The 23,440-nt window shown below is 48.8% G+C and carries 25 protein-coding genes; all 25 read right to left on the bottom strand.

Annotation, left to right across the window (positions count from 1 at the left end):
- Window positions 1-3: 3 nt before the first annotated feature.
- On the bottom strand, window positions 4-660 hold the full coding sequence (locus HI950_RS18135) for an NADH-quinone oxidoreductase subunit C (RefSeq protein ID WP_169084510.1): 657 nt from the start codon (window positions 658-660) through the stop codon (window positions 4-6).
- Window positions 657-1,175 (bottom strand): NuoB/complex I 20 kDa subunit family protein, encoded by a 519-nt coding sequence (locus tag HI950_RS18130; protein ID WP_169084508.1) that lies wholly within the window; start codon window positions 1,173-1,175, stop codon window positions 657-659. Before HI950_RS18130 ends, HI950_RS18135 begins: the two co-directional genes overlap by 4 nt.
- Window positions 1,160-1,531, bottom strand: a complete 372-nt coding sequence (locus HI950_RS18125; protein WP_169084753.1) for an NADH-quinone oxidoreductase subunit A — start codon at window positions 1,529-1,531, stop codon at window positions 1,160-1,162. The genes HI950_RS18130 and HI950_RS18125 overlap by 16 nt, the downstream gene beginning before the upstream one ends.
- Before the next feature lie 98 nt (window positions 1,532-1,629).
- Window positions 1,630-2,853, bottom strand: coding sequence for a GerAB/ArcD/ProY family transporter (locus HI950_RS18120; protein ID WP_169084506.1), 1,224 nt, complete (start codon window positions 2,851-2,853; stop codon window positions 1,630-1,632).
- Complete coding sequence (locus HI950_RS18115; RefSeq protein WP_169084504.1) at window positions 2,850-3,110, bottom strand: hypothetical protein; 261 nt, start codon at window positions 3,108-3,110, stop codon at window positions 2,850-2,852. The genes HI950_RS18120 and HI950_RS18115 overlap by 4 nt, the downstream gene beginning before the upstream one ends.
- Before the next feature lie 3 nt (window positions 3,111-3,113).
- Entirely contained in the window at window positions 3,114-4,364 is a 1,251-nt protein-coding gene (locus tag HI950_RS18110; RefSeq protein ID WP_169084501.1) for a Ger(x)C family spore germination protein, read from the bottom strand.
- Window positions 4,361-5,974: a spore germination protein gene (locus HI950_RS18105; protein WP_169084499.1), complete on the bottom strand. Its 1,614-nt coding sequence runs from the start codon at window positions 5,972-5,974 to the stop codon at window positions 4,361-4,363. Before HI950_RS18105 ends, HI950_RS18110 begins: the two co-directional genes overlap by 4 nt.
- Before the next feature lie 195 nt (window positions 5,975-6,169).
- Window positions 6,170-8,392, bottom strand: coding sequence for a methyl-accepting chemotaxis protein (locus HI950_RS18100; protein WP_169084497.1), 2,223 nt, complete (start codon window positions 8,390-8,392; stop codon window positions 6,170-6,172).
- A 263-nt stretch (window positions 8,393-8,655) separates the two neighbouring features.
- Window positions 8,656-9,054 (bottom strand): F0F1 ATP synthase subunit epsilon, encoded by a 399-nt coding sequence (locus HI950_RS18095; protein WP_169084495.1) that lies wholly within the window; start codon window positions 9,052-9,054, stop codon window positions 8,656-8,658.
- A 24-nt stretch (window positions 9,055-9,078) separates the two neighbouring features.
- On the bottom strand, window positions 9,079-10,482 hold the full coding sequence (gene atpD / locus HI950_RS18090) for a F0F1 ATP synthase subunit beta (RefSeq protein WP_065386960.1): 1,404 nt from the start codon (window positions 10,480-10,482) through the stop codon (window positions 9,079-9,081).
- Window positions 10,483-10,560: 78 nt separating this feature from the next.
- Window positions 10,561-11,421, bottom strand: coding sequence for an ATP synthase F1 subunit gamma (atpG, locus tag HI950_RS18085; RefSeq protein ID WP_169084493.1), 861 nt, complete (start codon window positions 11,419-11,421; stop codon window positions 10,561-10,563).
- A gap of 118 nt (window positions 11,422-11,539) precedes the next feature.
- The gene (gene atpA / locus HI950_RS18080; RefSeq protein WP_169084491.1) at window positions 11,540-13,054 is read right to left on the bottom strand and encodes a F0F1 ATP synthase subunit alpha; all 1,515 of its coding nucleotides are present in this window, start codon (window positions 13,052-13,054) and stop codon (window positions 11,540-11,542) included.
- Window positions 13,055-13,079: 25 nt separating this feature from the next.
- Window positions 13,080-13,619 carry a F0F1 ATP synthase subunit delta gene (locus HI950_RS18075; RefSeq protein WP_169084489.1) on the bottom strand — a complete coding sequence of 180 codons (540 nt, stop codon included), beginning with the start codon at window positions 13,617-13,619 and terminating at the stop codon, window positions 13,080-13,082.
- The gene (gene atpF / locus HI950_RS18070) at window positions 13,616-14,098 is read right to left on the bottom strand and encodes a F0F1 ATP synthase subunit B (RefSeq protein WP_053373758.1); all 483 of its coding nucleotides are present in this window, start codon (window positions 14,096-14,098) and stop codon (window positions 13,616-13,618) included. The genes HI950_RS18075 and atpF overlap by 4 nt, the downstream gene beginning before the upstream one ends.
- Before the next feature lie 85 nt (window positions 14,099-14,183).
- A complete protein-coding gene (gene atpE / locus HI950_RS18065; protein WP_053373757.1) occupies window positions 14,184-14,399 on the bottom strand; it encodes a F0F1 ATP synthase subunit C in 216 nt (71 codons plus the stop codon).
- A gap of 84 nt (window positions 14,400-14,483) precedes the next feature.
- Window positions 14,484-15,242: a F0F1 ATP synthase subunit A gene (gene atpB, locus HI950_RS18060; protein ID WP_053373756.1), complete on the bottom strand. Its 759-nt coding sequence runs from the start codon at window positions 15,240-15,242 to the stop codon at window positions 14,484-14,486.
- A 22-nt stretch (window positions 15,243-15,264) separates the two neighbouring features.
- Complete coding sequence (locus tag HI950_RS18055) at window positions 15,265-15,633, bottom strand: ATP synthase subunit I (RefSeq protein WP_169084487.1); 369 nt, start codon at window positions 15,631-15,633, stop codon at window positions 15,265-15,267.
- Window positions 15,626-15,859 carry an AtpZ/AtpI family protein gene (locus tag HI950_RS18050; protein WP_169084486.1) on the bottom strand — a complete coding sequence of 78 codons (234 nt, stop codon included), beginning with the start codon at window positions 15,857-15,859 and terminating at the stop codon, window positions 15,626-15,628. Before HI950_RS18050 ends, HI950_RS18055 begins: the two co-directional genes overlap by 8 nt.
- Window positions 15,860-16,049: 190 nt before the next feature.
- On the bottom strand, window positions 16,050-17,198 hold the full coding sequence (gene wecB / locus HI950_RS18045; protein WP_169084485.1) for a non-hydrolyzing UDP-N-acetylglucosamine 2-epimerase: 1,149 nt from the start codon (window positions 17,196-17,198) through the stop codon (window positions 16,050-16,052).
- Between the two features lie 37 nt (window positions 17,199-17,235).
- A complete protein-coding gene (gene upp, locus HI950_RS18040; RefSeq protein WP_169084484.1) occupies window positions 17,236-17,865 on the bottom strand; it encodes a uracil phosphoribosyltransferase in 630 nt (209 codons plus the stop codon).
- 156 nt (window positions 17,866-18,021) lie between these two features.
- On the bottom strand, window positions 18,022-19,119 hold the full coding sequence (locus tag HI950_RS18035) for a glycine-rich domain-containing protein (RefSeq protein ID WP_169084483.1): 1,098 nt from the start codon (window positions 19,117-19,119) through the stop codon (window positions 18,022-18,024).
- A 322-nt stretch (window positions 19,120-19,441) separates the two neighbouring features.
- Window positions 19,442-20,404 (bottom strand): ABC transporter ATP-binding protein, encoded by a 963-nt coding sequence (locus HI950_RS18030; RefSeq protein WP_169084482.1) that lies wholly within the window; start codon window positions 20,402-20,404, stop codon window positions 19,442-19,444.
- Complete coding sequence (locus HI950_RS18025; protein WP_169084481.1) at window positions 20,401-21,402, bottom strand: ABC transporter ATP-binding protein; 1,002 nt, start codon at window positions 21,400-21,402, stop codon at window positions 20,401-20,403. Before HI950_RS18025 ends, HI950_RS18030 begins: the two co-directional genes overlap by 4 nt.
- A gap of 33 nt (window positions 21,403-21,435) precedes the next feature.
- On the bottom strand, window positions 21,436-22,380 hold the full coding sequence (locus tag HI950_RS18020) for an ABC transporter permease (protein ID WP_169084480.1): 945 nt from the start codon (window positions 22,378-22,380) through the stop codon (window positions 21,436-21,438).
- 3 nt (window positions 22,381-22,383) lie between these two features.
- Window positions 22,384-23,319, bottom strand: a complete 936-nt coding sequence (locus HI950_RS18015) for an ABC transporter permease (protein ID WP_169084751.1) — start codon at window positions 23,317-23,319, stop codon at window positions 22,384-22,386.
- Window positions 23,320-23,440 lie beyond the last annotated feature (121 nt).

The raw sequence follows: 23,440 nt of genomic DNA, 5'->3' as shown, positions 1-23,440 counted from the left end.
TGCCTACACCTCCGAGTCTAACGGTTCATAATCTTTGCGCAGCGGATGCCCCACCCAATCATCGGGCATCATAATGCGCCGCAAATCGGGATGTCCGGGAAAATCGACGCCAAGCAGATCGTAGATTTCGCGTTCGTTCCAATTCGCAGTCGCCCATACCGGTGTCGCGGAATATACGGCTGCTGCATCGCGGTCTGCCTTAATCTTAATGGCAACCTCTCTCGTACTGCCAAGCGAGACCATATGATAAACGACTTCCATGTGCGTTTCATAATCAATGCCGGACACATTGCGCAAATAATTGAACTGCAGCTGTTCATGCTCCTTTAGCAGCCGTGCTGCCTCGCGCCAATGTGAATTGCTGACGATAATCATCGGCATATCGCCATTCAATTCATTCACATATGCATCCTCGACCGCTGCTTCTGAGACCCCTTGCTTCAATAGCGCTACGATTGCATCCAGCTCAGGCAGCCGTGGAGACGGCGGCTTGGGCACTTCCGGTGCGGCTTCCGCTGCCTCCGCATCCGCTTTCTCCTTCGCCGCAGCCCTTGCTGCACGCGCCTCAGCCGCTGCCTTCAGCTTTGCCTCCCGCTCTGCGTCAACAGGCGGCGAATCAACCTTCGATTTCTCTTCGTTGTTGTTTGGCTCCTCGCTCATCGACCGGTCACCCGCTTCCCGGTTTTCGCCTCGTAGCGGATCTTCTCCTGCAGCTTATTAATGCCATAGATAAGCGCAGCCGGATTAGGCGGACAACCAGGAATATACACATCAACAGGCACGATTTGATCGACGCCTTTAATCACCGAGTATGATTTAATATATGGCCCGCCAGCGGTTGCGCATGAGCCCATCGCGATAACCCATTTCGGCTCCGGCATCTGATCGTACAGCCTCCTAAGGAGCGGACCCATCTTCTTGGTGACCGTTCCGGCCACGATCATAACGTCCGATTGGCGCGGCGAGGTTCGGAACATGACACCGAAGCGATCCAAATCATAATGGGATGCGCCCGTACCCATCATTTCGATGGCACAGCATGCCAGCCCGAACGTCAGCGGCCATAATGAATTGCTTCTGGCCCATGCTTTCAATTGCTCTAGCGTTCCCATAAATACGTTGCGTTCTAGCTCTTTGCGTTCCTCTATCGAAATCGACTCTAAACTGAATTCCATTTCAGCACCTTCTTTTTCCAGGCATATAGAAGACCAATAAACAGCATTCCCGCAAAAATCAACATTTCGATTAGCACAAATAAGCCGAGCTTATTGTATGCGACGGCCCACGGATATAAGAAAACGGTTTCCACATCAAAGATGACAAACATTAGCGCAAACAAATAGTAGCGGATGTTAAAACGGACCTGTCCCTCACCTACCGGCTCATTGCCGCTTTCATAGGTGGTTTGCTTCAGTTCTGTCGGCTTATTCGGTCTAAGCAGCCTTCCTACAGTCAATGCAACGACTGGAAGCAAAATGCCAAGCCCGATAAAAATAGCCACGACGACATAATTATTGGCGTAGTTTTCCACACGATCGCCTCCGTCAATTGAATAGGTACGGACCGCCTGCGCTTGGTCAATTTTCCTCACAATTATAACAAATGCTTCCACAGCCGTCTATGACGGAGTTAAGCCTGAGCAGGCTCCTTGTCCAATGAATCCCCTGCATCCTCCGACTTTTTTTGAGTGGCTGCCCCATTTCCTTTCTTCGGCTGCGCCTCGGGAAAGCTGCCATCGCTGTTATCCCTTTTTCCTCGAATAATCGCAATGACAAGCAGAAGCAGCGGCAGAACGAAGCCTTGAAACAGACTGTATATAGTCCATACACTCATCGCAAACTCTTTAGCATGGGCAGCGTTGCGATATACGATTAAGGAGAGGGGAACAATAATAACGGCATAGGGCAGAATCAATGTCCGGTAGGTAGACAGCTTCAGCATCTGGGCGGTGATAACGGTCAATACATATACGCACAGCGCCAGCTTCATAAAGACGGTTCCAATCCACACCATTGCCACCAAAATTTCGACCCGCACCAATATTTCTTCGATATTGATGTTTTTCGCCATATCGTAAACGGCAAACGGACTTCGACTCGCCTCATCCACCCCCATTACGCCTACTAAAAATACCGTTATGAGAACGCTTATAACCGTAATCAGCATGGCTGACAGCTTCAATGATTTTCTCAGCTTTTTACGATCCTTCTCTCGTACAAGCGGGAATATCATCGTCATGAATACAAATTCTCCAATCGGAAATCCCAAAATCGGATAAACACCCTTGATTGGCCTCTCCCATCCCTCATATAAGAAGGGCTCGAAGTTATGGAAATCAAATTGATTAAATAAAGAGAAAGTAACGATAACGATGACGAACATTCCCCAGGTAAACAAGATTTCGCCTGTTCGCGCTATCGTCTCAATCCCTAAGTAAACGCCGTATATGACTACGATCATAAATGTGCTGTCAATGAACCACTCCGGTGTAAGAGGCAGCACGGAAAGGTTCATAAAGTCAGAAATATTGCGAAGAACCAGCGCGCTAAGCAGCAGGAAGAAGAAAATATAAAGCAGTGTAATGATCTTTCCTCCCCACACCCCCAGCACACGTTCCGCGTATTGAGCCAGAGATAAGTTCGGAAAACGATCGGCTAGCGCTAAAAGGGCGATCAATATGAAGTAATTGAAAGGGCCTGCTAGCAGCATCGATATCCATCCGTCCTGCTTGGCAATGGCTGTTATAGAAGTAGGCAAAATAAGCGCCGCGCTCCCAAGCGCGAATAAGTACAATATTTTCGCGCATTGGCCGGAAGTGATTTCCGCATTGTTCATGCCAGCGAATTTACTCATTTCGTTTTTATATCCTCCTCAACCCATTGTGTAATCGGCTTAGATATAGGTGAAAAAATCGCCGAAATCCAATCCGTTGGATTGGGTACCGGAATGCGAAGCAGTTGAGCTATAATGAGCAGGGTGCCTATCGATAAAATAAGCATGGCCCAGCCCCTCTCGCGTGAAAGATGGCTATCGCTATTTCGCTTCCAGATAACAACCCCTATACCCGCGGCAAACAGTACGGCTACGATAGAAGCCATCATCATCATCATCACTCACCTCACAATAGATTCGCCTCGAACACCCGATCCTTCGATTTCGGCGCTGCAGATTACTTCGCTTTTCACATTAGGAAAAACCGACTCCCAATCCCCCTCTACACGCTTCCAAATGTGCGGCTGCTGCAAATAAATCTCCTTACCCCAGCCAAGGGCATCGACTTTCAGCTTTTTTTGCAGCTTTCGAATCGTGGCTTCCATCTCATCCTTCACAGCCTCACTCGCCATCGTACCAATCTCATTCAGAACCTTTTCCTCCGTTACATTGACATTTGTGCACATGATCTCTTGTATGCTGCCTGTCAGCCTCACATTCACTTGGACGACAGGCTTGCCGCTCGCGTCTCGCCTGACCTTGTGATACACGGTAGCTCCTTGAATCTCTACAATTAAGTTGCCTTTCGAATTTGGACATCCCAGCTTAATGACCGTGCTCTTTACTTTATTTTGCAGCCATGATAAGCCTCTGGATTCCTTCTGCCTCAAATAATCAACAAGCTTTCCTTCACGAAAAACTGCCATCGTTGATAGCTCAGGAATGGCTTTAGCCGGAATACTATTCACGTTTTCGTTGGAGTTTCCGACTCCCTTATTCCCCTCGATTCGCATAGAAGGAAGTACGGCCTGCTGCTTTCCTTCCCCGCTCAGTCTCGTTATATCATTGACTTGCACGACATAATTCATGGCATAAGCGGACTGGTTGGTCTCTACCATAGCGTGAATTTGATTGATTGGGATAGACTCCATTTGAGTCGTTAGCTGCAGCAGGTCCTCCGCTCTCACGCCGCGTGTGACGAGCACGGAAATATCGGTCCGAATGTCCGGGTTACGCTCGATTAAATCCACCAAAGGGTAAATCCCTTTCCGTGCCATTTTCTCTCCGATGATCAGCATTTGCGTATGGGAGAAAAAAAGTCTCCTCGACGTCTTGGCCGACATTTTGCGAATCGCTTCAAAGATCGTATCGCCCGTCTCCGTGAACGTGGTCACAGCGGTTCCTCCGATTCCGCCCTTGCTTTCGGCGGCAACATTTTGCGGAAGTACAACCTGAACCGTCAACTGAAGCTTTTGTTTGCCCGACGGGTCTTCATCCACACCCAAGGCCAGCACGACCCCCAGCTTGTCTAAATAACGCAGATCCCAGCAGCCGCTAAGAAAAATCAATATGCAAGCCGTCCATAACAGCACCGATTTGCGGCATATTCGAATGACCAAGCGCAGGCGTTTGTCGCACTTCCCCCCGTTCATTGCTCAGGCTCCTTCCGATGCTCTGGATCTGTTTCTTGCCTCACGACATTATTAGTAGCCAGCTGTTGCGGGCGATTACGCATCTTCCAAAGCGGTGCCCGAACGAGAGTATCCTTCATATCCCCTGTGAACATTGGAGCAAATGGCTTGATATAAGGCATACCAAATGATCTTAGATTGCTTAGGTGAAGGATCAGCAGCAGCACGACTAAGGCAATGCCATAAAAGCCCAATGTCGAGGCGGCTAACAGCAGGAAAAATCGCAGCAGCCTTGCCGAAATACCAAGACTGTACGACGGCGATACGAAGCTGGCGATGGCTGTAAAAGACACGACAATTACGACTGCTGGAGATACAATTCCAGCCTCGACCACCGATTGGCCGATAACGAGACCGCCTACGATGGAGATGGTATTCCCTGCGGCGCTAGGCATTCGCACGACGGCTTCCCGCAAAATTTCAAATACCAATTCCATAATAAATGCTTCCAAATAAGCCGGAAATGGTACGCCCTCCCGCTGCGCCGCCAGCTTCAGCAGCAGCTGCGTCGGAATCATTTCCTGATGATAGCCGACGATGGCTACGTAAACCGATGGCATAAGAAGCGCGATCAAGAAAGATCCAAAGCGAAGCATACGCAGAAAAGTGGAAATATCATATCGCTGGTAATAATCCTCTGAGGCTTGAAAAAACATGTTGAGTATGGCAGGCACTATCAGCACAAAAGGAGTTCCATCAACCATGATGGCAATTCGCCCTTCAAGCAGGTTGCCAGCAACCGCATCCGGACGCTCAACACTCAAAACGGTTGGGAATGGCGTCCACTTCTGATCGGATATAAGCTCCTCGATATAGCCTGATTCTAATACGCCGTCTATGCGGATGGACTCCAGCCGCTCTCTTAAATCCTTGAGCACATTTTCATCCGCCAACCCTTTGACGTACATGATGCATACGGGCGTTTGCGAAATTTCTCCAATCGTCCACTGCTCCATCCATAGCTTGGGGCTCCGTATTTTCCTGCGAATCATAGATGTGTTGATTCGAATGGACTCTGTAAATCCTTCCCTCGGACCGCGAATAGCCATTTCCGTTTTGGGCTCTTCGACGCTGCGTCTGGCCCCGCCGACAACATTAGTCCCTATCGCTTGGCTAGCTCCTTCGATGATTATGATGCAATAGCCCATAAACAGCTTTTGAAACAGCAGCTTCCAGTCGCAAATATCGTTAATAATGCCCGTTGCTAATTGATTGCTCTTAATGTGTTCCAATACATCATTGGGCTGTATGATCTCATCATGCGGAAATCTATGTTTATGCAGAGGCTGTATAACAAACTCGTTCATCCGCTCATCGTCAATCATTCCCTGCACATAAACAATGAGCGCTTTCGTATGTCCGATATCGTTTAGCAGCAGCTCTCGAAAAATAATATCCTGGCTCTCTCCCAGCTCCCGCTTGATTGTCTCCATATTTTGCTCCAGCGAAGTGAAAAGGGGCTTGTCCGAGAACGGATCCAGCTGCTCCTGCTCCAGCTGCTCAGCGCGAGCCAATTTCTTGTTGGCCTTCTTGCTAGCCTTACCTCTGCCGCTCATCGAAGCTCCGAACATTTGCCCCTCTCCTTCCTTGTATAAGCATAACTTTCTGTCTTAGGATAACTATTCCATGGCATAATTATGTACTCAAGCGGAAATGGCTATCGATGCCCGCTGAATATTAGGGGCATTTAACCAAGCCATATGCGACAAAAAAGAGCCGCAGGCCCGTTACTGGAACGGTTTCCTGCGACTCCTTTTACGATGAAGTTATCTAATTCGTGATTCAGTGAGCTTGAATTGCCCGACTAGCTGCTGCAAAAACGTCGTAATCGATTCCACGCTTTGCGACGTTTGCCGAACATTTGTCATTTCGAAAATAAGCTCCTGTACTTTGCTCTCCACATCGGACGACACCTTTCGATTCTCTCTGCTTACGAGTGCGATTCTCTCCATAAGCTGCACCACCTCGTCGACCACCTGCGTTTTTCGCAGATCCTCGGCATGCGCTGCCGCGAGCGTGGTCGCTGCTGCCGCAACAAGCTGATTGCCTTCCTCTACGACCCTCGTTCCTTCGTCCATAGAAGCATAGGCCTGCTTCGCCTCATCGTATATATGCCGGGTAATGCCATGAACCTCCTCCGTCGATTTTTTGGTCATGTCGGCAAGCTTGCGAATTTCCGCTGCTACGACAGCAAATCCACGGCCTTGCTCACCAACTCTAGCTGCCTCGATAGAAGCATTTAACGCCAGCAAATTCGTTTGGGCAGATATTTCCTCGATCACCTGCAATACCCCTTGAATCTCCTGAACCGTATCCATAAACTTATGAATGCTATGGTTGGTCTCGCCTACCTTAGCTGATATATGATGCATCTTATCGCCAATCCGATCAACCTCGCTTTTCGCTACGGCGATTTGCCCCGCAGCCTGCTCCTCGATCTGTCTTAGCGTAGTCCGCATATCACCCGCCGCATCCTTGGCCATGTCGATATCCTTTAATTGCTGCCTAATGCTTCCGATCATATCGGTTACCTTCCCGCTTACTCTCTCCGTAGAGGCAGACGTTACAGCCGCCGATTCATTAAGCACATGCTGGCTGGATAACACATCTGCCGAAGTAAGCCTAACCTGCAGCATAATGCCCTCCAAGGAATCGATCATATTATTGATCCATTTGGCAAGCTCCTTCGATTCATCATTATCGAACTCGCTTAACGGAAGCCGCTGCGTTAAATCACCCTTACCCTCGGCGTTTATGCGGATAAAGCTGTTGATTTTGCGCAAGTGCGACACGACCCGCTTGGATTCCTTCTGCTGGAACAGACCGCTGAAGGTTAAGCCAAACAATAAGTTGAAAATGCCTGCTGCTGCCGCCGTTATTTGAACCGGCGCGTTTTTGGCGATTAAGGCAATAAGCAATGTCGTTAAAACCGTTAAGCTAATTACCGATATAAGCTGAAGCTTTTGTTGTCTCCAGCCTACGCTGCGAACGCGGTATACCTCTTCCAGATCGCCTTCGCACATCATGCCCCATTGATCCGGACAATGCGGAAGCTGAAAGGTGACACCTTTGCCGATAACGGAAATATGGCGGTAGTCGGAATAGCCCGGAAATTCAACGAATAAATTGCTTCCGTTGCGGATCGTATTCGCAACACCTGGATGCAGCTGGCCGGTGGCCGGATCGGTAAACATGATTTCAAGCTCGGTATGCTCCTTGATGGAGACCGTACCCCAATCTGTGGTTACTCCATCCTTGAGGTTTTCCCCGTGAGTGAATGTGCGGTCCTCAAAGCGGCTTCGAGAAAGCGCAGTCCCTGGCGCGATTTGCGTATTTAAGCCGGCTTTTGCCATAAATAAATAATTATCGCCCGAATCCGGATACACATGGCCCGATTCGCGTTGTATCAGATCGCCAAGCACATCATTTGGCACTCTTCCGCACAGCGTCCCAGCCAGTTTGCCGTCCACCGTCAGCGGCAGCATAAACATAAGCGTCATTTTATCGTGGAATGCGGATGATCGTGCTCCCAGCCTCAGCGTAATCGGATCACTGTAGGGACCGAACAAACAATTGCGCATGCTGCTCGCTTGCTTCGTATAGGCCAGTCCCATTTGAAGGACGCTATCCGCCCGATAAGCCGTTCCCACATGCGATGGATAGGTGGAGTATAGAACCGTTTGATTCACATCCAATAAGAAAAGTTCCGTAAAATCAATTGCGCGCGAGTATGTTTTCTCAAATAATCGTTCTATTTGTGACTGTACTGTGGAAGCAGGAGAACTTTCGCTTTGACTGAGCGCTGCTGTCATTTGGTCGCCCAACCGCTCTAAATGAATCCAATAATCCGTTGCCCACGAGGTAAGCAGTTCCTTACGAGTTTCTGCAATACCCTCAAAGCATTGCTCAACGTCCGTCTTCAGCCCTTTGTTTAATTTCCATGAAACCCAGAGCGGTAATCCTACCTTCACACCTAACCAGTCAAACATAGTGCTCCCCTCCTACAACTCTATCGTCTCTAATGTTAACTATATTAACATATAATTTTGGAGAAAACATACAAACCATTAGATTTTCCGTCGAATAATAGCTTTTTTTGCGAAATGTAACACCGTTTCTTCCTCTAAACACGAATATTAACTAAACCTAACATCGATTTATATAATAATTCCCAGATGACTTGGCCACCTTTAGCAAAATAAAAAAGCACCGTCACGCCTTAGCGGCGCAAACGGTGCTTTTTGGGAATAGCTTATTTTTGCTTGATGTTCAGACGATTCATTGCACGCTGCAAAGCAAGCTCTGCGCGGCGGAAATCGACCTGATCCTGCTTAGCGGCAAGACGCTGCTGGGCACGCTGTTTAGCGGCTTCAGCACGTTCAATGTTAATATCGGTTGCAAGCTCAGCGCTCTCGGCAAGAATAACGATCTTATCCTTGCGTACCTCGATAAAGCCTCCGTTAACCGCTACAACATCAACTAAATTGCCACGTTTGATGGTAACAGGCGCGATACGAAGCGGCGTTACGAGTGGAATGTGGTTTGGCAATATGCCAAGCTCACCTTCAACACCTGATACGCTAACCATATTCGCAGTTTCTGCATACACCTTGCGTTCAGGTGTTACGATCTCTACCAAAAACGAACTCATGTGGATTCCTCCCGCCTTTCGCTATTAAAGCGTTTTGGCTTTCTCCACGGCTTCTTCAATCACACCAACATATCGGAAAGATTCTTCCGGAAGGTCGTCATGTTTGCCCTCGAGAATTTCTTTAAAGCTGCGAACGGATTCTTTAACAGGTACATATTTACCTTTGATACCTGTGAACGGCTCAGCAACGTGGAACGGTTGAGATAGGAAGAGTTGAATTTTACGTGCGCGAGACACGGTCAATTTATCTTCTTCGCTTAGCTCGTCCATACCAAGGATTGCGATAATATCTTGAAGCTCTTTGTAGCGTTGAAGAATTTTCTTAACGCCTTGAGCGACGTTGTAATGCTCTTCACCCAAAACAGATGGGCTAAGGATACGGGAAGACGAAGCGAGTGGATCAACCGCTGGGAAGATACCCATTTCGGAGATTTTACGCTCAAGGTTCGTCGTTGCATCCAAGTGGGCAAATGTCGTTGCAGGAGCCGGATCCGTATAGTCATCGGCAGGCACGTAGATCGCTTGGATCGAAGTAACCGAACCTTTTTTCGTAGACGTGATACGCTCTTGCAATTGACCCATTTCAGTTGCCAGCGTTGGCTGGTAACCTACCGCGGAAGGCATACGGCCTAGAAGGGCCGAAACCTCAGAGCCTGCTTGCGTGAAACGGAAGATGTTATCGACGAACAATAGTACGTCTTTGCCTTCTTCGTCACGGAAATATTCAGCCATTGTCAGACCAGTCAAAGCAACGCGTTGACGTGCGCCTGGCGGCTCGTTCATTTGTCCAAATACCATCGCTGTTTTGCTAAGTACGCCGGAGTCCTTCATCTCGTGGTAAAGGTCATTACCTTCACGAGTACGCTCACCAACGCCCGCGAATACGGAAATACCGCCGTGCTCTTGTGCGATGTTGTTGATAAGCTCTTGAATCGTAACCGTTTTACCTACGCCCGCGCCGCCGAAGAGGCCGATTTTACCGCCTTTTGCGTATGGAGCAAGAAGGTCGATTACTTTAATGCCTGTTTCAAGAATTTCCGCTTGCGTGGACAATTGGTCGAAAGCAGGTGCTTCGCGGTGAATCGGAAGGTTAATTGGCGATGTAACAACGCCTGCTTCGTCAATTGGCTCACCAAGTACGTTAAATACACGGCCAAGTGTTGGAGCGCCAACCGGAATAGTAATTGGTGCGCCTGTATCAACAGCGATCATACCGCGTACAAGACCGTCTGTTGTACTCATAGCTACGGCACGTACCTTATTGTCACCGAGGTGAACAGCTACTTCAAGCGTCAAGTTAATATCAATGCCGCCTGCTTCGCCCTTTTGCTCGATTTTGACAGCGTTCAAAATTTCCGGCAAATTGCCGCGTTCGAACTCTAAGTCTACGACCGGACCCATGACGGATACTACGTGTCCTTTTTTCATGGTTTTCCCTCCTGGTTCCTTCTTGTTACCGCAAGCCGGTTCGCTTATCACAAGCGCCTTGCTCTTGCAGTGTATCGATTACGATTGAGCATTTGCCCCTGCAACGATTTCGGAAATCTCTTGTGTAATCGCTGCTTGACGCGCTCTGTTGTAAGTGAGCGTCAATTGGTTGATGATCTTCGTTGCATTTTTCGTTGCGCTTCCCATGGCAGTCATACGAGCGCCGAACTCACTTGCTTTACCGTCAAGAACTGCGCTGTAGATAAGCGTTTCCGCATATTTAGGCAGCAGCACTTCAAGTACGCCCTCTGGAGACGGCTCGTATTCATACGAGGTGACAGCTGCGTTTCCGCCCACTTCTTCAAGCGGCAGCAAACGTACATCTGTCGGTATTTGCGTAATCGCGTTAACGAATTCGTTATAGTACAAGTAAAGCTCATCATAAGCGCCTTCCGAGAAATTCTTAACTGCGGAATAAGCGACCGATTTGATGTCAGCGAAAGAAGGAGCATCTGGCAAGCCAGTCACTTCCTCAACGATTGGCATGTTGCGGCGGCGGAAATAATCGCGACCCTTACGTCCGATAACGAATAGCACGTATTCATCAGTCGACTTATGCTTTTCACGAATGGTTTGCGTTACTTTACGAAGAATATTCGCATTGTAGCCGCCTGCGAGGCCGCGGTCGGAAGTAATAACGAGATAACCCGTTTTCTTCACCGGACGCGTCTCCAGCATCGGATGCTTCACATCCTTGGTGCCGGCTGCGATGCTTGCTACAACTTCCTTCAGCTTCTCAGCATATGGACGTGCTGCTTGCGCGGCTTCCTGTGCCTTTCTTAGGCGGGAAGCGGCAACCATCTCCATCGCTTTCGTAATCTGCTTCGTATTTTGTTTACTCTTGATTTCGCGTTTAATATCGCGCATACCTTTTGCCATTTGGTTTCACCCGCCTTTGTTGCTTTGGAGCTGCTCCAAAGCCTGGTGTTGGTGGAGTAAGCGGTCTAAGCCCGGACATCTCGAACGGGCGAAGACCTATATTGAAAGATGAAGAGAGTTATGCCGTTACAGCGAAGCTCTTCTTGAATTTATTGATAGCGTCAACGAGAGCTTTCTCGTTGTCAGCAACGATGTCTTTTGTATCGCGAATCGATTGGCCGATTTCTGGACTGTTCGAATCCAAATACGCGTGGAACTCTTTCTCGAAGCGAAGGATATCGCCAACCGGAATCTCATCCAAGTGACCTTTAACCGCGGAGTAGATTGAGATAACTTGCTTCTCAACCGGCATCGGCTTGTTAACGTCTTGTTTAAGAATTTCCATCGTACGAGCACCGCGGTTAAGGCGGGCAAGCGTCGATTTGTCAAGGTCAGATCCGAATTGCGAGAACGCTTGAAGCTCGCGGTAAGCCGCAAGATCAAGACGGAGCGTACCAGCAACCTTCTTCATCGCTTTAATTTGTGCGGAACCACCTACACGGGATACGGAGATACCAACGTTAACCGCTGGACGTTGACCCGAATAGAAAAGATCTGCTTCTAGGAAGATTTGACCGTCAGTGATCGAGATAACATTCGTAGGAATGTAGGCCGATACGTCGGATGCTTGTGTCTCAATGAATGGCAATGCCGTCATTGAACCGCCGCCTCTTGCATCGCTAAGTTTTGCAGCGCGCTCAAGCAAACGGGAGTGAAGGTAGAATACGTCACCTGGGTAAGCTTCACGACCCGGTGGACGGCGAAGCAAGAGCGAAAGCTCACGATAAGCTGCTGCTTGTTTCGATAGATCATCATAAATAACGAGCACGTGCTCGCCTTTGTACATGAAGTACTCGCCCATCGTACAGCCCGCATAAGGAGCTAGGAAGAGGAGTGGAGCTGGCTCAGAAGCACCTGCAGTAACGATGATTGTGTAATCAAGCGCACCGTGGCGACGAAGCGTTTCAACTACGTTAGCTACAGTGGATTGTTTTTGGCCAACGGCAACATAGATACATTTTACGCCGTTGCCTTTTTGGTTGATGATTGCATCGATTGCAATCGCTGTTTTACCTGTTTGACGGTCACCGATGATAAGCTCACGTTGCCCGCGGCCTACTGGTACCATCGCATCGATTGCTTTAATTCCCGTTTGCATAGGCTCATGAACCGATTTACGGTCGATAACGCCTGGCGCTGGGGATTCAATCGCACGGAATTGAGTGGTGTTGATTGGTCCTTTGCCGTCAAGCGGCTGACCAAGCGGGTTTACTACGCGGCCAAGAAGCTCTTCGCCGACAGGTACTTCCATGATACGGCCAGTACGTTTAACTTGATCGCCTTCACGAATATCCGTGTATGGTCCAAGAATAACGACACCGACATTGCTTTCTTCCAAGTTCAAAGCCATACCGACAACACCGTTGGAGAATTCGAGCAGTTCACCCTGCATCGCATTTTCCAAGCCGTGTACGCGGGCGATACCGTCACCGACATTGATTACGGTGCCGACGTCTACGACTTGAATTTCGGATTTATATTGTTCGATCTGTTGTTTAATCAGCGTGCTGATTTCATCAGGTCTGATACTCAATTCGTTCACCCCTATCTACAGTGCATTAGATTTTAAACGATTTTTGTAAACGTTCCAGCTTGCCGGACAGGCTGCCATCATATAGACGGTCGCCGATGCGTACTTGTACGCCGCCGAGCAAAGCAGGCTCTACCACTTGCTGTGCAATAATAGTTTTGCCGGTCAATTGTCCGAACTGCGCCGCTACACCAGCAAGCTCGTCATCAGACAAAGCTTTGGCGGAATAAACCGTCGCATGCGCTTGACCAAGCGAATCTCCCGCAACCTTGGTGTATGCCGTATATACATCAGCAATAACATCTTGGCGACGACGCGAGATAAGAATTTGAATCGTATTGAAAACGAGCGCAGATACGCGGTCGCCGAATGCTGCTTTTAGAACTGCAATTTTGCTTTCTGGATCAATGCTCGGAAGCGATAGAAACTTTTGAATGTCAGCGTCCTGCTCAAGAGCTTGCACGATCAGCTTAAGCTGTCCCTCTACCTCTGAAACAACCTGCTGCTTCTCAGCAACCTCGAACAGTGCTTTAGCGTAGCGCTTCGCTACGACTGCATCGCGGCTCATTTATTTCCAACTTCTTTCAAATATTGACCAACCAGCTGCTCTTGCGATTTTTCATCCACTTGCTTCTCAATAATTTTCGACGCGATTTTCACGGAAATGCCGCCAACTTCTGTACGAAGCGCTGCAATTGCTTTGTTTTTCTCGCTTTCGATATCTTTGAGAGCATCGTCTTTCAGACGGGATGCTTCCGATTTTGCAGTTTGAACGATCTCTTCCGCTTGCTTAGAGCTCGTAGTTCTCGATTGTTCGATAATTTCGTAAGCTTCCTTGCGAGCTTGCTGGAGTGCAGCCTTTTGCTCTTCCATCTGCTGCTCGGCTGCTTTACGGCTGCTCTCAGCCGTATTCATTTGTTCAAGCACAAGCTGTCTGCGCTTCTCCATTACTTCAAACAATGGACCAAACGCATACTTGCTCAACAGCCAGTACAGCACACCAAACGCGATCATCGCGATTACTGTCGATTCCCAATGCCATGCCATAGATGCCACTCCTTTCTCACCACAATATTGTCTTAATCATAACGAAGGCGAAGAGGGCTAAGGCCTTCCCCGCCAGTTGCATTTATTAAGCTTGGAAGAAAGCCAAGAAACCGATAACTACACCGATGATAGGCACAACCTCGACGATACCTACACCGATGAACATAGTTGTTTGAAGCTTACCTTGAAGTTCAGGCTGACGAGCGATACCTTCAACTGTTTTACTAACGATCATACCGTTACCTACGCCTGCGCCAACTGCACCCAAACCTACTGCCAAAGCTGCTGCTAATAATTCCATTTTTAAAATCCTCCTCGAAAATTGTTGTTTTTTTGTATAACCAACCGCGGTATTTCTTAAATAAACCGAGGCATAAAGCGTAAATTAATGTTCCTCATCATGGATGGCGGCTTGCGAAATATATACCATCGTTAGAATCGTGAACAAGAAAGCTTGAATACCGCCGACAAAAAGACTGAAGCCCTGCCATGCGACTAGGAACGGCGTACCATACCAGCCAAGCATCAGGATCGTTGCAATAAGCACCTCACCTGCAAAGATGTTGGCGAACAACCGGAGCGCAAGCGTAACTGGCTTCGAGATTGTTTCAATGATGTTAACAGGGAAGAAAATTGGAAACGGATGGAAGTAATGCTTCAGGTAGTGCTTTCTATTCTGCTTCAGACCAAGGAAATGGACGATTACGAATACGATAAGCGCAAGACCGGCTGTTACCGAAAGATCGGCAGTCGGAGATTTCCACCACGCAAGTTCAACATGTCCATGCTTCTCTTCCAACAACTCGTGCGTAACACCGATATTCTCGTTTACGCTGGTCGCTTCGGTAACAATACCAAATGGCAAGCCCAACAAGTTGGAGACGAAGATGAACATAATGAGCGTCATCCCTAAAGAGATGAAGGGTCTGACTCGGTTTGCCGGCATTGTGCTGGAAATGAAGTTGTGTACGAAATCAACGACCCATTCCAAAAAGTTCTGCATCTTCGAAGGGTTGTCCACCGAAAGGTTGCGAACAGCCAGCTTGGCGATCAGAAACGTCACAATGACTGAAACCACAATTGCTACTAAGGTCGAAATATCAATATTAAACGGCCCCAGTGGCATCACCGGAAATTCATGCATCTAAAATTTTCACCCCTTTCCGCTAAGATTGTCGTTTATTGTGGATATAAGCAACTACCAAAAGAACAAACGGCATGACCATACAGCCAGCTAAAGCAGCCGGCATGCTGAGATCCTCCGGAAAACGATAGGCGATCATGGCAACCAACAGCACTGTCGCGATGCGGTTTCCAAGACCAAGACCTCTCTTACGCGGTCCTACCCCCGCTGCTCCTAGGGTGACCATTTCCACTCTGCGTCTCAGTAAAAACGCATTCATGGAACCTGCTGCCAATCCCACAAGAAGGCCGAGAGACACAGTACGCCATTCCGGAAGGAAAGCCCATACAATTAGGCATACCGCCATTGCATAAACAAGCGTACGTAAGGCTGTCTTCATAATGTTATCCATCGGGTTCCTCCATAACCTTCTTAACGAGCAGAATGGCTGAGAGTAGACCGACAGCCAGACCGACCAGTATGCCACCGAGCGACCATCCCTTCACGTCACCAAAACGGTTCCCGAGGGACGAGCCGATCCAATAGCCTAAAAAGATACATACAGCGACTTGCACTCCGAGTGCGCCAACGAGTCCGGCCGCAAACAGCGGATTGTCCCTTCTGCCCTTTTTATTCATGGTTCATACCCCTGTCAATCCTCATTTATTTTATCCAAGCGGCAACACGTTTGTCAATTGAATTAACTGCAAACATTTGATGAAAAGATTACCGAAAACCCTTGATACATAAGGTATTGCGAGCCCCGAAAACCGTACAGTACTACTGTATGCTGTACATTCGCCTATCAGGCTATCGCCACTGTTCAATCTATGAACGTTGTGTGAACGAATCCGGTCGCTGCTTCAGCTTGCCAAAATGATGCAAAATCGCGTCTACAATACGCTCGGATGCGCGGCCGTCGCCATAAGGATTTGCCGCTTGGCTCATGCGGGAGTACAACTGCGAATCGGTCAAAAGCGCACGTGCGCGGCTGTACACTAGCTCCTCGTCCGTACCTACAAGTTCAAGCGTACCCGCCTCGATGCCTTCCGGACGCTCCGTCGTATCCCGAAGCACCAGCGTCGGCACGCCGAATGAAGGCGCTTCTTCCTGCAAGCCGCCGGAATCCGTCATGATCATATAAGCATGTGGGTAGAAATTGTGGAACTCAAATACGTCAAGCGGATCAATCAAGCGAATGCGCGGGTGGTCACCCAAAATTTCATTCGCGGGCTCTCTTACTGCAGGGTTTGGATGTACGGCGTAAACGATGACGACATCCTCGTGCTCGTCAGCAATCCGCTTTACAGCGCGGAAAATATTCCGATGCGGCTCACCAAGCGCTTCCCGGCGATGAGCGGTCATCAGAATCATCCGCTTCCCTTTCGCCCAATCAATGACCGGATGCGAGAAGGACTCGTCCACCGTGTATTGAAAAACGTCAGTAGCGGTGTTCCCAGTCACATAAATGGCAGCATCCGACTTATTCTCTTTGCGCAAATTGCCTGCCGACCATTCTGTCGGTGCAAAGTGAACATCAGAGAGCACGCCGGCAAGCTGCCGATTCATTTCCTCCGGATACGGAGATAGCTTGTTCCAAGTACGCAGCCCCGCCTCGACGTGACCGACTTGTATTTGCTTCAGGAACGCTGCGTAGCTCGCCAGAAAGGTCGTCTGCGTATCGCCGTGAACAAGAACGATATCAGGCTTCGCTTGCGTCAGCACGGGGTCTAGCCCCTCTAGAACGCGCACAGTCGTCTCCGTCAAAGTCTGACGGTCCTTCATGACATTCAAATCGTAGTTCGGATGGATCTCAAAAAAATCGAGAACCTGATCCAACATCTGGCGATGCTGCGCCGTAACGCATACGATCGATTCGATTTCGTCCTCGCGCTTCTGCAGCTCAAGAACAAGCGGCGCCATTTTGACTGCCTCCGGACGCGTTCCGAAAATGGTCATTACCTTCAGTTTAGACAAAAGCTTCCACTCCTATTATAAATTCATGCGAATAGCGTTAATTGGTTCCGAACATGCGGTCTCCAGCGTCGCCCAAACCAGGAACGATGTAGCCCTTCTCATCCAGTCTCTCATCCAAGGCCGCGATATAGATATCAACATCGGGATGTGCTTCCTGTACAGCCTTTACACCCTCAGGAGCAGCTATCAGACACATTAATTTAATTTGGTCGCAATTATGGTTCTTCAACGAGGAAATCGCGGCAATCGCCGATCCGCCCGTCGCAAGCATCGGATCGATGACGATAAGCAAACGATTTGGCGCATCCGTTGGCAGGTTGATATAATATTCCTTCGGCTGAAGCGTCTCGTGATCGCGCGCAAGGCCGATATGACCAACCTTCGCGGATGGAATCAGTTTCAATATACCGTCTACCATACCAAGGCCTGCACGCAATATAGGCACAAGACCAAGCATTCTTCCGGAAACAACCTTAGCCTCTGTCTCTGCGACCGGCGTTTGCACCTTGATGGTATCAAGCGGTATTTCTCTCGTTAGTTCGTATGACATTAATGTAGCTACTTCATCAACCAATTCCCGAAAATCTTTTGTATTCGTTTCTTTATCCCGAATAAAAGTCAGCTTATGCTGAATTAACGGATGGTCGCAAATGATTAATTTGCTCATGGAGCGGTATTCCTCCCGTTTATTGTTGTAGGCCTTGACACAATCCCGTATATTATAGCACTGTAAACTATCCGTTGCATCCCGAGTTTTATGATTGTGTAAATAAAGGCTGGCTCATCCAAGAAAGGATGCTGCCAGCCTTCGACCAGATCGCACCTATGAGCTGCCGCAGCCGCCGCCGCAGGAGGAGCCGCATGAAGAACCTCCACCTCCACCGCTGTCCCCGCCGCCGCTGGACGAGTCACCGCCTGAGCCGCCACTGCAACCGCCTGAATGATCTCTCCCGTCATCGGAGGAGCCGCTGCACACGTAAGTGGAATCGCCACTCCCATTTGCTTTGCGTTCTTCCTCGTTCTGCTCCTTGTCCATTTGCCCTGCAAAATCAGTTGGGTTCGATATCGAATGATAAATGAGCATGCCCGAAAGCAGCCCGGTTGCTCCAAGGGCAGAATCATAGCCATAGCTGCTTGAAGAGCGTGCATTCCTGACATATGGTGGCTTGCCGCTGCTAGCAGCGGTAAGCTGCGATTTGGCGCGTTCTATTAAATAGCCGGACGTTGTAGACAAGTCGGCGTACTTGGCTGCTGCTTTGACGTTAAACCATTGCAAACGCAACTCTTCCGGACTCCAATCCGCCAGCTCCTTTAGCTTTTGCTCCGGCATTTGGGTTCGGTAAAAAGCCCCCCAAATTCTGCCGCTGGCTGGCGCTTGCTCGAACAGCTCGCTATACACCCAATCGAATAAGGCCCGTTCGCCTGGATGAGGCGTCACACCTGCCGCATGAGGGGCATGGTGAATCATTTCGCCGCAGAAGCGCGTGCAGAACTGCTCATATTCTCTCGTAAACATAAGCATCTCATGCCACACCGCATCAACCTGCCTGCTATACATCGGAACGCTGCGCATAATGCCGCACATCAGAAAGTACCGCTTCAACTCAAACCAAGTCCAGTTCCACTCTTTATCCGACATCCTCGGAAATTCCTTTAACACCCGATCCTTTACCCGGCTCTCAAAATCCAAGCCCAGCGCCGACTCCAAGCGCTCTGCCGCCGGTCTTGCAGGGTGGCCGTAAGGAACGCCAAGCGCCGCCGCGGGCTCCGCATTCGGCCAAGGCGCAAACGCGTTTGTACGCCCGAAGGACCCTCTGCCGTTTTTACGGCTATTTCGACCATTGCCTTTTGATTTAATGGATGCAGTTACTACAATAATGATGAAAAACATAATGACCAAAAATATTATAAATTGTGCCATTTGATCCTCCTAAGCCAATTCGTCATATCCATATTTTAACACAAACTTTTTGGGCAAAGGAGTGGTTTTTATCCTTTTCGACTGACAAACCATAAAAAATAAATAGTTATCCCCGATTATAAGGCTGCCCAAAGCAATAAAAAAAAGTATACACAACTAAACATCGAGTTATCCACATTTGTCCACAGTTTATCAACAGATTTATGCACAATCCATATTTCATTAACATTAAGCGTCTTTGACATTCCAAAAAAAAGAAGGAGCCGCCCTTCAAGGCTTATAGCCCTTGGGACAGCTCCTTAGCATGTATCAATTTACTTTCTTAGACGGACGCGTAGTGACAAGCGGCAAAATGCCCTTTTCTCACTTCAAGCAAAGCTGGCTCATCCACCTTGCATTTGTTTGTCGCGATCGGACAACGCGTATGGAATTGACAGCCAGTCGGCGGATTGATTGGGCTAGGCAGATCGCCTTTCAACACAATTCGCTCGCGCTCCGCTTCCACCTGAGGATCCGGAATCGGAATCGCAGATAGCAGCGCCCTCGTGTAAGGATGCGCTGGCTTATCGTAGAGCTCGCTGCTTTCGGCAAGCTCCACGATTTTACCTAAATACATAACCGCAACGCGGTCGCTTATATGCTTAACCATCGACAAATCATGCGCGATGAACAGATAGGTCAGCCCCATCTTCCGCTGAAGATCCTGCATCAGGTTGACAACCTGCGCCTGAATGGATACATCCAGAGCGGAGATTGGCTCATCTGCAATGATGAACTTCGGGTCCACCGCCAGCGCACGTGCAATGCCTATGCGTTGACGCTGACCGCCGGAGAACTCATGCGGATAACGTGTCGCGTGCTCCGGATTCAAGTTCACCAAATCCAGCAGGCCCTCTACCTTGCGCTTGCGCTCGGTGCGGCTGCCCGCCAAATTATGAATATCCAGTGCTTCACCTATGATATCGGTAACCGTCATACGAGGGTTAAGCGATGCGTACGGATCCTGGAAGATCATCTGCATATTACGACGAAGCGCCTTGAGCTCTGACCCGCGCAGCTTGTAGATATCTTTGCCGTCGAACGTAACGCCTCCGCTTGTCGGCTCGTAAAGACGCATGATTGTGCGTCCTGCAGTCGACTTGCCGCAGCCGGATTCGCCTACGACGCCGACGGTTTCGCCGCGTCCGATGGAGAAGCTGATTTCATTAACAGCCTTTAAAATATTGCCTTTGCCTAAGTTGAAAAACTTACGCAGATCACTAACTTGAACTAATGGGGAGCTCATACCGGCACCTCCCGATTTGCGTACGGATGCAGCATCCAGCAAGCAGCCGCATGGGAATCGCTTCCCTTGATGGCATGCAGTTCTGGATCGTTATCCACACATACTTTCATAGCCTCGTCGCACCGCGAGCAGAAGCTGCAGCCGACAGGCGGTTTAATCAGATCCGGCGGTGTGCCGGGAATCGGAATAAGCGGTTCATCCTTCTTCTGGTCCAGCCGCGGCAAGGAGCGCAGAAGCCCTCTCGTATAAGGGTGCTGTGGATTTTTGAAAATTTCCCATTTCGTGCCCGTCTCTACAACACGGCCAGCATACATAACGATGACGCGGTCGCAGACGTCGGCAACAACGCCCAGGTCATGCGTAATCAAAATGATGGATGTGCCCATCTTCTCCTGCAAATCCTTCAGAACGCGCATGATTTGCGCTTGGATCGTTACGTCCAGCGCCGTCGTAGGCTCATCCGCGATCAACAAGGATGGATTGCATGCCAGCGCAATTGCAATCATGACCCGTTGACGCATACCGCCTGAGAACTGATGCGGGTACTGCTTGATCCGCGATTCTGGATTAGGAATGCCGACGAGATGCAGCATTTCAATCGCACGCGCTTTCGCTTTTGACGCATTTAAATCTTGATGCTTAATGAGACCCTCCATAATTTGGTCGCCGACCGTCATGGTAGGATTCAGGGATGTCATAGGATCTTGAAAGATCATGCCGATTTTGTTGCCGCGAACCTTCTGCATGTCATTCTCAGTCAGCGACAATAGCTCCTCGCCTTCAAACAAGACGGAGCCGTTTTTAACTCTGCTAGGTGGAGAGGGGATCAGCCTCATGATCGATTGAGCCGTTACACTCTTCCCGGAGCCGGACTCACCGACGATCGCGACGGCTTCCCCCTTCTTCACATCGAAGTTCACGTTGCGGACGGCTTGCACTTCACCGCCGTACACGTCGAAGGATACGCTTAAATCTTTCACTTCCAGTAAGGTCTTCATATAGCCGTGACCTCCTCTCCGTTAAACGGGTTGTTATTTTTTCAACTTCGGATCGAACGCATCCCGCAGGCCGTCGCCGAATACATTAAAGGCAAAGATAGTCAAGCTCAGCAAGAAAGCAGGGAACAGTAATCTCCAAGGATAAATCGTCATCGCGCCTATACCGTCGTCAATCATCGTACCCCATGATGCCACCGGCGACTGAACGCCGAGCCCGAGGAAGCTGAGGAACGCTTCGGTGAAGATCGCGCTTGGTACTGTCAACGTTAATGTTACGAGAATCGGTCCCATAGCATTAGGAATCAAATGACGGAAAATAATGCGCATTGCGCTTGCGCCTAGCGACTTGGAAGCTAGCGCATATTCCTGGTTCTTGAGCTGCATAATTTGACCGCGCACGATCCAAGCCATATTAATCCAGCCTGTAATCGACATGGCGACAATAATAGTCGTTATACTTGGCTCCATGACCACGAGCAATAGAATGACAACCAGAAGGTACGGAATCGAATATAAAATTTCAGCAAAACGATTCATGACTTCATCCACTTTACCGCCGTAGTAGCCCATGATGCCACCATAGATAATTCCGATAATCAAGTCAATCAAAGCGGCGGCTAAGCCGACAAAAAGGGAAATCTGAGCGCCTTTCCAGGTTCTCTCAAGCAGGTCACGGCCAAGATCGTCGGTACCGAACCAATGAGCCGCGCTTGGAGGCTGGTTAGTAAGCGTTAAATCATTCGTATAATGATCATTCGGCGATATAATCGGAACGAAGATCGCGCATAGGATAATGGCTACTACAATCCAGAAGCCCATCATAGCCAGTTTATTGCTAAGCAACCTCATCTTAATGTCTTGCCAAGCGGTCAAGCTCTTGCGTCCTACCTCTTCCGCGCCGACATGATCCCGTTTTATCTTCTCAAACATGACTGGAGACAGATTGTCCACGGAATTGATGTCTACTCTTTTCGACATAAACTATTTCGCCACCTTTCCGCCGGAAACCCGCATGCGCGGATCAACAAACACATAAGCGATATCGGCTAAGAATCGGGTAACCATCAGAATAATGGCATAAAAAATGGTGATCCCCATAATCAATGGGTAATCTCTATCTGTTACACTCTGAACAAAGTACTTTCCGATTCCCGGTATCCCAAAGATTTCCTCAATGACCACTGATCCTGTAATAATCCCGGCCGTGAGGTAACCTAAGTACGTAACGACAGGCAGCATGGAGTTGCGCATGGCATGCCGCATTACGATCACATATCCGGAAAGTCCTTTGGATTTGGCAGTTTTAATAAAATCCGCACTCAACACTTCGATCATAGTGGATCTTAGCAATCTGGCGATAAATGCAATGGGTCCTGACGCCAATGCGATGGTCGGCAATACGTAATCCATTGGGCCATTCAGCCCAGCTACCTCAAAAATCCTTAATTTAACCGAGAATAAATATTGCAGCAGCGGCGCCATGACCAAACTTGGAATCGCTAAGCCGATAACGGCAATAATCATGGCAAGGTTATCCAAAAATTTGCGGTGGTACATTGCAGCGATTATCCCTAGCAAGCTTCCCACGACAACAGATGTTACAACGGCCGAAATGCCCAGCTTCAGCGAATAGCCGAAGGAGCTTGCAATCATTTTGTCGACAGACTGAAATTTTTTCTTCATGGAAATACCTAAGTCGCCTTTAACAAGGTTCTTCAAATAGGTTCCATACTGGACAATCATCGGCTTGTCCAAACCGTAATAAGCTTCCAAGTTTTTCTGAACTTGCTCGCTTGTCGCCTTCTCTGTCTGCAACGGACTGCCGGGAACGGCATTCATTAGGACAAAAGTAGCTGTAATAAGCAAAAAAAGCGACAACAGCATAAACATAAATTTGCTTAAAATGTAGCGGACCAAGCGATCACCCACTCTCTGGATCTTTAATTACATTTCAAAAGGGTATATATAGGGACACTATATATACCCTTTTAAAACAAGACAATCTAAGCTAGTTACTATAGATTCACAATAATGAGCG

The sequence above is a fragment of the Paenibacillus sp. PL91 genome (assembly GCF_012935325.2).
Classification (GTDB): Bacteria; Bacillota; Bacilli; order Paenibacillales; family Paenibacillaceae; genus Pristimantibacillus.
Note: the sequence above shows the minus strand (reverse complement) of the source record. Positions and strands in the feature narration are given on the sequence as shown.

Coding starts and splice junctions, on each gene's coding strand:
- HI950_RS18135 (WP_169084510.1), bottom strand. CDS start 660: ATGAGCGAGGAGCCAAACAACAACGAAGAGAAATCGAAGGTTGATTCG.
- HI950_RS18130 (WP_169084508.1), bottom strand. CDS start 1,175: ATGGAATTCAGTTTAGAGTCGATTTCGATAGAGGAACGCAAAGAGCTA.
- HI950_RS18120 (WP_169084506.1), bottom strand. CDS start 2,853: ATGAGTAAATTCGCTGGCATGAACAATGCGGAAATCACTTCCGGCCAA.
- HI950_RS18115 (WP_169084504.1), bottom strand. CDS start 3,110: ATGATGATGATGATGGCTTCTATCGTAGCCGTACTGTTTGCCGCGGGT.
- HI950_RS18110 (WP_169084501.1), bottom strand. CDS start 4,364: ATGAACGGGGGGAAGTGCGACAAACGCCTGCGCTTGGTCATTCGAATA.
- HI950_RS18105 (WP_169084499.1), bottom strand. CDS start 5,974: ATGTTCGGAGCTTCGATGAGCGGCAGAGGTAAGGCTAGCAAGAAGGCC.
- HI950_RS18100 (WP_169084497.1), bottom strand. CDS start 8,392: ATGTTTGACTGGTTAGGTGTGAAGGTAGGATTACCGCTCTGGGTTTCA.
- HI950_RS18095 (WP_169084495.1), bottom strand. CDS start 9,054: ATGAGTTCGTTTTTGGTAGAGATCGTAACACCTGAACGCAAGGTGTAT.
- atpD (WP_065386960.1), bottom strand. CDS start 10,482: ATGAAAAAAGGACACGTAGTATCCGTCATGGGTCCGGTCGTAGACTTA.
- atpG (WP_169084493.1), bottom strand. CDS start 11,421: ATGGCAAAAGGTATGCGCGATATTAAACGCGAAATCAAGAGTAAACAA.
- HI950_RS18075 (WP_169084489.1), bottom strand. CDS start 13,619: ATGAGCCGCGATGCAGTCGTAGCGAAGCGCTACGCTAAAGCACTGTTC.
- atpF (WP_053373758.1), bottom strand. CDS start 14,098: ATGGCATGGCATTGGGAATCGACAGTAATCGCGATGATCGCGTTTGGT.
- atpE (WP_053373757.1), bottom strand. CDS start 14,399: ATGGAATTATTAGCAGCAGCTTTGGCAGTAGGTTTGGGTGCAGTTGGC.
- atpB (WP_053373756.1), bottom strand. CDS start 15,242: ATGCATGAATTTCCGGTGATGCCACTGGGGCCGTTTAATATTGATATT.
- HI950_RS18055 (WP_169084487.1), bottom strand. CDS start 15,633: ATGGATAACATTATGAAGACAGCCTTACGTACGCTTGTTTATGCAATG.
- HI950_RS18050 (WP_169084486.1), bottom strand. CDS start 15,859: ATGAATAAAAAGGGCAGAAGGGACAATCCGCTGTTTGCGGCCGGACTC.
- upp (WP_169084484.1), bottom strand. CDS start 17,865: ATGAGCAAATTAATCATTTGCGACCATCCGTTAATTCAGCATAAGCTG.
- HI950_RS18035 (WP_169084483.1), bottom strand. CDS start 19,119: ATGGCACAATTTATAATATTTTTGGTCATTATGTTTTTCATCATTATT.
- HI950_RS18030 (WP_169084482.1), bottom strand. CDS start 20,404: ATGAGCTCCCCATTAGTTCAAGTTAGTGATCTGCGTAAGTTTTTCAAC.
- HI950_RS18025 (WP_169084481.1), bottom strand. CDS start 21,402: ATGAAGACCTTACTGGAAGTGAAAGATTTAAGCGTATCCTTCGACGTG.
- HI950_RS18020 (WP_169084480.1), bottom strand. CDS start 22,380: ATGTCGAAAAGAGTAGACATCAATTCCGTGGACAATCTGTCTCCAGTC.